This window comes from Zooshikella harenae, from assembly GCF_018837975.1.
Lineage (GTDB): Bacteria > Pseudomonadota > Gammaproteobacteria > Pseudomonadales > Zooshikellaceae > Zooshikella > Zooshikella harenae.
On record NZ_JAGSOY010000035.1, the window covers coordinates 46,112 to 52,779 of the forward strand.

The window sequence follows — 6,668 nt, forward strand, 5'->3', positions numbered from 1 at the left end:
TAATCTCTTTTTTGTTAATTTAATATAGCACGACTCGAATATTTACTTTTCCGCTTTTTTGACGGTCTACAGAAAGGCTTTTAACAACCAGCATATCTTGTTGTGTTAGCTGTTGTAGCCATTTTATACTTGTATTAAAAGGAACATGGTTGAACCACACAGTGAGCTGCTCTTCAGAAGGCTCAACCCGTTGAATTGTTAGTTTTAACGCTTCGGCACGTTTGATAATTCGTTGTCTTTTTTGGGGTAAACTAACCAAATGTTCTGTTGATTGCTGTTGTTGGCTTATTTTTACTAATTGCTGTTTGTGCTGTAAAATATAATTAGCATTTTCTTGCCAATACTGCCACTCTTTGTTAGCTGTATCAACAGTGTTAAATGATGGTATAATGATATAATCAATTAAAACATAAAGAACAATAAAAACACCTAAAAATATTAATGCATTTTTTTCTTGTGGAGAAAGCCTAGCCCAGTATGCTTTAATCATAATAACATACTCATAAAAACGATGGCTTTTACACCTTCATTTTGTTGATTGGCTGACTTTAATTCAATAGACATATTTTTTTGTGTACTGGCTTTTTCAATAAACTGATCAATGGTGTTAATCGTACTTGCTTGTAGTACTACATTAATGCCTCGATCTTCATGGAAATTTATTGATTGAAGTGAAACACTGGTTTTAGGCAGTTGCTTAATTGTATGCTGAATATGCTTTAGAAGGACAAACAGGGGTTGCTTTTGGAGGCTTCTGCGGTTAAGAAGCCGTTCTAGCTGTAACTTTGGCTCTGTAAGCTCGAGACCCGGAAAGAGTTTTTGAGTAAATTGTGTGGTTTTGTTTTGTAAAGCAGATGTTTTTTGTCCAATTTGATGCGCTTGCCAGTAATTAAACCCTGTAATAGCTACTAAAACAATAAATGAGGCGACCAGTGATGTACGAAACTGTCGTATAAGTGATGGGGCTGCAGAACCTTCACCTACAAAAGGTTTAATTACGTCTGATCGGTGCTTAAAGTACATTGTCACTAGCTGTTGGAAGTACTCATTATCGTCCAGTATAACTGGAACAGTATTTTCTAATTCACCAAACAAGCTTAAGGGCTGCTTATCATTAGGTAAACAGGTAAACCCTTTACTGCAGTTTAAAATATAACTGCTGTGTAGTTGAATAAGCTGCCATCCGAGAAGGCAGGTAAATGGAGCTTCTGGGAGTACTGTGCAATTTGGTAATGTAATCAAAGGTAAGAGTTGATCAAGACAGATCTTTTCTATTGCACAAATACATAGGTAGGTTTTATCTGCTCCGTAGTAAATAGAGAAAGCATACTGTTCAAGTGTGCCACATAATTTTTCTTCAATTAAAAATGGTGCCGCTTGAATATTGTGCTTTATGTTTTTTGAGGGAGGTTCACTAAACCAGACAACAGTATGCACTAATGGAAAAAAAACAATGGTTTCTTTTATGGATGCTGAGGAGACAATCTCATTTATTTCAGTTAACAAGCATTGATTACGCTGTAATGGCTTATCGTGCCGATCATAAATAGCGTAAGATACGGGTTTTTCAATAAGTGCATTGAACGCTTGAGATTGTGATGGAAAATGAATAAAAAGCCTGCTCATGATACGTTAACGGTCCTGTGTTACCCGCATAACTTCTTCAAGCGTGGTAATGCCCTGCCGTACTTTACCTAAACCATCTTCTCTGATAGATAGGCTATGCTGATGAGCATAGGCTTGCATTTCTTGTTCAGCAGCTTGTTCATAAATCATTTTCTGTAGTACGTGATCAATAACAATGACTTCATAAATAGCGAGACGTCCTCGGAAACCTGACATATTACACTGATCACAGCCTGTAGGAGTGAAGAGTAAAAAAGGTTCAGTATTATTGGTAAGTCCAAACTGTTCTCGCGCCAAAGGCGATGCCGTCTGTTGCTTTTTGCACTGGTCACATAAACGTCTCACTAACCGCTGAGCAATTAATCCAATTAAACTGGTCGCTAAAAGAAATGATTCAATACCCATATCTCTTAGTCGAGCAATAGCACCAATCGCTGTGTTGGTGTGTAACGTTGATAAAACTAAGTGTCCCGTTAAGCTGGCTTGGACCGCAATATGAGCTGTTTCCCCATCCCTGATCCTCTGCATGTTTCAGTTTAATTATCTCAACATCAAGTCCACCCTCTTGGTCAATATGCTGAATAATTTTGAGTAACTGATCGATATTTGCCATCCTGTCGGACAAAATTAAAGCATTACTTTCCGGATAAGCTACAAGCAAACCAGATTGTGGAATAAAAGGTTTTAACAGGCTCGCAAGTTTATCAGCAGCAATATTTTTGGGCTTGAGTACACGCACTACCATCTGATCGAGTTGAGGGGTAGCTGGTGGTTTATCAATCATAGGAAGGGCTGTGTGTTTGGCCTGTGTGTCAGGAATAATTTTTATTACCTGGCCTGTTGTGACTGCGGTAAAGTTGTGTACTTGAAGGACAGATAAAAAAACTTGATAGGCTTCTTCTGGTGTTAATGCTTCGTGAGAAATAACATTTATTTTGCCTTTTACTCTCGGATCAATGACAAAATTTTTGGCGGTACGCTCAGCAATCCATTTAATAAATGTGCGTATATCGGTATCCTGCATATTGATAGTAACCGCTTCACTGTTTTTTTCCTCATTGTCTGCAGAAGACGAGACTGAAGGATTGATCACAAAAAATGCAACAACTAATGCGCAAAAAAACTTCAAAATACACAACTTCATAGCACTACATACCCTTTACCAGTAACATGCGGCACTTCATTTCATCAGGGTATTGCCTGGATAAGCCATTGTTTTCAGGTTAGCAATAAGGTTCTGGTATAGCCAATAAGTCGGTGTTGGTGTTGTGGGGTATTGAATGAGTGGTATACGACAGTGTTTGAGCTATGTGTCACTACTATTATTGATGTTTGCTGTGAATCATTCACAGGCAAATGCTTGGTTTGATCAATCGTATAAAGGCCAAGCAAGTTATTATCATGCTAATGGTACTGGCAATTGTGGCTTCTCCCCTTCCCCTCAGAATCTCAATGTCGTTGCGTTAAATAACCGTGATTATCAACGTTCAAACAGTTGTGGTGCCTTTATTGAAGTGGAAGGTCCAAAAGGTAAAGCGATCGTCCGAGTGGTTGATCGCTGCCCAGGATGCAAACCAGGAGGGTTGGACTTAAGTAAGCAAGCCTTTCAACAGGTAGCTGACTTGCGACAGGGACGAGTTCCAGTACGTTGGCGGTTCATTGCTGGTAATGTCATTGGTAATATACAAGTTAAGTTTACAAAAGGCACGGGTGGACGTTTTTTAGCACTGACCATATTAAATCATAAGTACCCTGTTCGCTCAGTCGCCTTACGTAATGGTCAGGGGCAGTGGTTTGAGTTACAACGAAAGCCTTACAATATATTTGTCCGCCGTGCTCGCTTTGGTCAAGGCCCTTTCACTTTAAGACTAACGGATATTCGTAATGAAGTACGACTGGCCCCTATCCACATCAAGCGTGGTCAACATGTGACAACAGATGTACAATTTTAGTTGTACTGTATAAATATATAGTATAATGGCTAGGAGGTATAAACATTATGGAAGTGACTGATGAGAAGTCTCTTCAACCATTCAAGCAGCTTATGGATGAGTATGACCAGAGTTTTTATACTAGAAATATTGATAAGTTTCGGTCATTACATGTTTCTGATAATGGAGTCGTTTTCTTTGACAACCACGCTAACTGTGATTCCAGCAACTACAAAGCTCATGAAGATAAGGTCGCCAATTTCTTTAAATATGGCGATATTGGAAGCTTGATTCGCGAAAATGTCCGTGTGTTTATTACAAACGATATGGCGTGCATTACCGCAACGCTTCGGTATTCCTCGAAACCCTATCCAGGTGTACGAACGACGTATGTTCTAGAGCGTGATGACAATGGAGCATGGAAAATTCGTCACATGCACCATTCGTTTGATCCTAATGAACTCAGTGACTCATAACAATATTAAAATACATGTACATGATAACTGAGAACATAGCCCCTCTGTTAGATGCAAACACTAGGCGCTTTTAACTTTAAATAAGCTATCTTCAATAAATGAAAATTTAGTAACGAACTTAAATACTAAATCCAGTGTATTGACATGACTAACACACTTTGTAGGTTTTTATTCTCCTGAAACTTCAGCTATTTGCTAACGATCTCTTCAAGAAAATATTGTTTCTCACCGTATTTGCAGGTTAAATGTGCGTTGCATGGATTGACGATAATTGTCGTATAAAAGTTGTTCAATAATAATAGCCCCGTATTAAAAGAATAATGGGCGATCCTGCTTGGGAGAATAATAATGACACCATTTATTGCAGAGTTACTAGGAACGTTTTTTCTTATATTATTAGGTGCAGGCGTAGTCGCAAATGTCAGTTTACAGAAAACGATTGGCCATAATGCAGGCTGGATTGTTATTACATTTGCGTGGGGATTAGCGGTTTTTACGGGTGTAATCGTTGCAGGTCCCCATAGTGGAGCACACTTAAATCCTGCTGTAACAGTCGGCTTAGCCATTGCTGGATTATTTCCCTGGGCATCTGTTATTACCTACTGTGTGGCACAAATGTTAGGTGCTGCTCTAGGGGCATTAGTTGTCTGGTTAATTTATAAAGACCACTTTGATGCTACGGATGATCATCAAACTAAACTTGCTGTTTTCTCTACAGGCCCTGCCATACGTAACCTTCCCAGAAATTTTTTATCAGAGTTGGTGGGTACCTTTGCTTTGGTCTTTGTCATCTTGTATATGGCAGGCCCCAGCCTCCAACTGGATGGTTTGAGTCAGGCGAAAATCGGCTTAGGCTCTATTGGTGCACTACCTGTGGCGTTGTTAGTGGTTGTCATTGGTATGTCGCTGGGTGGCACCACAGGTTACGCGATCAATCCCGCCCGTGACCTGGCACCAAGGTTAGTGTATTCAGTTTTACCCATTGCGGGGAAAGGCAGTAGTAACTGGAGTTATGCTTGGGTTCCTGTGTTAGGACCGTTAACCGGTGCAGGGATAGCCAGTATGCTTTATTTGCTGCTTTCCCATTAAATTAAGTTAAAGCATTATTTTCTAGCAGTAACCTCTGACTAATGTAGTCAATATTAATCGTTAGAGGTTACTTTCTTTCCCTCTACTTTTGCTCAAAGTCTGCATAACACTCCTCGAACATGCCGTAAATCCTTCCTGGAGGCTTGGTTGCCGCTTCCTTGCGGCAAACAGTTCGACGAGCGTTACCCAGCCTTTGTTTGTCCCTGGCATACATTGAAATAATACACAAAGTATTGGCACTATATGGTCAAGAGCGCCGACAAAAACCGCTTGCACTCTGGGGTATAAAATTGATTCGTGAAGGGTATAGAACTTGCCTTGATACAAATAACTTTGTTAAGTTACCCTGCGCTTTATGCCTTATTTAAAATTGATTTTCATAGAGATTTTTCTGGTCCATGTCTTCTTCTATCAACTCAACCAATATTGCGGCTGTTCAAAGCAATCCTGATCAAATCAATCTTATTGTGGTTTTAGGACCTACAGCATCTGGTAAAACCCATTTAGCTGTGCAGTTTGCAGATTGGTTAAAAGGCGAAATTGTTTCGGCCGATTCACGACAAGTGTATCGAGGAATGGATATTGGCTCAGGTAAAGATCTTGAAGAGTTTGGTTCATGTCCCTACCACTTAATTGATATTGTGAATCCTGGTGATGAATACAATGTTCATCGTTATCAGCGGGACTGTTTTAGTGTTATACAAACCTTATGGCAAAAAAAGACATGGCCAGTGATGGTTGGTGGCACTGGTTTGTATATCGAATCAGTAATCAATGGTTATCGCTTTGTTGATATACCCGAAAATCCAGAACTTGATGAGGAACTCAAGGGTCTTTCAGTCGAACAGCTACAGCAACGACTCCTTAGATTAACTCAACATCTCCAGCAACCATTACATAATTCATCTGACTTACAGCATCGAACCCGCCTCGAACAAGCGATAAAAATTGCAGAAGCTGAATTGGCTGGGGTCTCAGTGCCTAAGTTACCCACCATTAATCCGCTATTAATCGGTATACGCTGGGATCGGCCTTTACTCCGTAAGCGAATTACTGAGCGTTTAATGCAACGGCTTAACAATGGCATGATTGAAGAAGTGGAAGGTTTACTGCAACAGGGGGTGACCCACGAAATGCTAGACTGGTGTGGCCTTGAGTATCGGTTTGTCAGTTTATATTTGCAGAATCAACTGAACTTTAATGACATGAAGCAAAAGCTCAATTCTCAAATCCATCAGTTTGCTAAACGGCAAGATACCTGGTTTCGCCGTATGGAGCGTCAAGGGTGGACTATTCACTGGCTCGATGCCAAGCAGGATATAAACCAGCAGGCACAGACTGTTTTGATGCAAAATCACTTATATACACCCTAAGCACTTGTTTCACCTACAAATTCAACTACGGCTGAATTAAACATGTCGAACTACATTAATAGTTCGTACACTGATCAACATTATAGGGATAGCAAACAGTAATGGGTGTATATGATACTGCTTTATAAGGCTGTTTATGCTTTATTTTATAAAGCGTCATAATGGCCTGCTTG

Annotated in this window: 8 protein-coding genes; 4 read left to right on the forward strand and 4 right to left on the reverse strand. The window is 39.9% G+C overall.

The window, feature by feature from the left end; translation table 11 throughout:
• Positions 1 to 19 precede the first annotated feature (19 nt).
• The 4 genes from KCG35_RS14845 to KCG35_RS26960 are packed head-to-tail and all read right to left on the reverse strand — an operon-like array spanning position 20 to position 2,770.
• Entirely contained in the window at positions 20 to 490 is a 471-nt protein-coding gene (locus KCG35_RS14845) for a type II secretion system protein M (protein WP_215820569.1), read from the reverse strand.
• Complete coding sequence (locus KCG35_RS14850; RefSeq protein ID WP_215820570.1) at positions 487 to 1,626, reverse strand: type II secretion system protein L; 1,140 nt, start codon at positions 1,624 to 1,626, stop codon at positions 487 to 489. The genes KCG35_RS14845 and KCG35_RS14850 overlap by 4 nt, the downstream gene beginning before the upstream one ends.
• A 6-nt stretch (positions 1,627 to 1,632) precedes the next feature.
• Complete coding sequence (locus KCG35_RS14855; protein ID WP_309227393.1) at positions 1,633 to 2,121, reverse strand: GspE/PulE family protein; 489 nt, start codon at positions 2,119 to 2,121, stop codon at positions 1,633 to 1,635.
• A complete protein-coding gene (locus KCG35_RS26960; RefSeq protein WP_215820571.1) occupies positions 2,021 to 2,770 on the reverse strand; it encodes a secretin N-terminal domain-containing protein in 750 nt (249 codons plus the stop codon). The genes KCG35_RS14855 and KCG35_RS26960 overlap by 101 nt, the downstream gene beginning before the upstream one ends.
• 136 nt (positions 2,771 to 2,906) lie before the next feature.
• On the opposite strand from KCG35_RS26960, the gene KCG35_RS14865 reads away from it, so the two are divergent.
• The 4 genes from KCG35_RS14865 (at position 2,907) to miaA (ending at position 6,495) form a co-directional block, all read left to right on the forward strand.
• On the forward strand, positions 2,907 to 3,578 hold the full coding sequence (locus KCG35_RS14865; protein WP_215820572.1) for an expansin EXLX1 family cellulose-binding protein: 672 nt from the start codon (positions 2,907 to 2,909) through the stop codon (positions 3,576 to 3,578).
• Positions 3,579 to 3,625: 47 nt separating this feature from the next.
• A complete protein-coding gene (locus tag KCG35_RS14870; RefSeq protein ID WP_215820573.1) occupies positions 3,626 to 4,033 on the forward strand; it encodes a YybH family protein in 408 nt (135 codons plus the stop codon).
• A gap of 348 nt (positions 4,034 to 4,381) precedes the next feature.
• Complete coding sequence (locus tag KCG35_RS14875; protein WP_215820574.1) at positions 4,382 to 5,122, forward strand: MIP/aquaporin family protein; 741 nt, start codon at positions 4,382 to 4,384, stop codon at positions 5,120 to 5,122.
• A gap of 398 nt (positions 5,123 to 5,520) precedes the next feature.
• Positions 5,521 to 6,495 carry a tRNA (adenosine(37)-N6)-dimethylallyltransferase MiaA gene (gene miaA, locus KCG35_RS14880; protein ID WP_215820575.1) on the forward strand — a complete coding sequence of 325 codons (975 nt, stop codon included), beginning with the start codon at positions 5,521 to 5,523 and terminating at the stop codon, positions 6,493 to 6,495.
• Positions 6,496 to 6,668 lie beyond the last annotated feature (173 nt).

Bases quoted from the DNA above. Each gene is read 5' to 3' on its own strand.
- KCG35_RS14845 (WP_215820569.1), bottom strand. From the start codon at position 490: ATGATTAAAGCATACTGGGCTAGGCTTTCTCCACAAGAAAAAAATGCA.
- KCG35_RS14850 (WP_215820570.1), bottom strand. From the start codon at position 1,626: ATGAGCAGGCTTTTTATTCATTTTCCATCACAATCTCAAGCGTTCAAT.
- KCG35_RS26960 (WP_215820571.1), bottom strand. From the start codon at position 2,770: ATGAAGTTGTGTATTTTGAAGTTTTTTTGCGCATTAGTTGTTGCATTT.
- KCG35_RS14865 (WP_215820572.1), top strand. From the start codon at position 2,907: ATGAGTGGTATACGACAGTGTTTGAGCTATGTGTCACTACTATTATTG.
- KCG35_RS14870 (WP_215820573.1), top strand. From the start codon at position 3,626: ATGGAAGTGACTGATGAGAAGTCTCTTCAACCATTCAAGCAGCTTATG.
- KCG35_RS14875 (WP_215820574.1), top strand. From the start codon at position 4,382: ATGACACCATTTATTGCAGAGTTACTAGGAACGTTTTTTCTTATATTA.
- miaA (WP_215820575.1), top strand. From the start codon at position 5,521: ATGTCTTCTTCTATCAACTCAACCAATATTGCGGCTGTTCAAAGCAAT.